The sequence below is a fragment of the Pseudomonas sp. 2822-15 genome, from assembly GCF_002742515.1.
GTDB lineage: Bacteria > Pseudomonadota > Gammaproteobacteria > Pseudomonadales > Pseudomonadaceae > Aquipseudomonas > Aquipseudomonas salomonii.
The window spans coordinates 1-233 of the sequence record NZ_LJRY01000159.1 but is presented as its reverse complement, the minus strand read 5'-3'; the positions used below and the strand labels follow the sequence as shown (position 1 = coordinate 233).

The 233-nt window shown below is 42.1% G+C and carries 1 pseudogene; it reads right to left on the bottom strand.

Going from position 1 to position 233, the window contains the following annotated elements:
- Positions 1–233 (bottom strand): annotated as a pseudogene (locus tag AOA59_RS05545) (phospho-sugar mutase); the annotation flags it as partial.

The following is a 233-nucleotide window of genomic DNA, read 5'->3' as shown; positions in this document are numbered from 1 at the left end:
CTGTAGCATTTAATTGACGAACTGCGAAAGAAAGCTGTGGAGTAGGTCTTAGCTCTTCAAGAACATAAGCTTTAACGCCATCTGTTCCAAGTACTTTGGCAGCTTCTATAGCGAATTCTCTTGAAAAATGACGGTTATCATAGGATATGGCAACACCACGGTCCATTTCAGCTTGTCCTTTTTCCACAATCAATGCAGATAACCCTTTCGCTGCACGGCGAACTGTATAAATG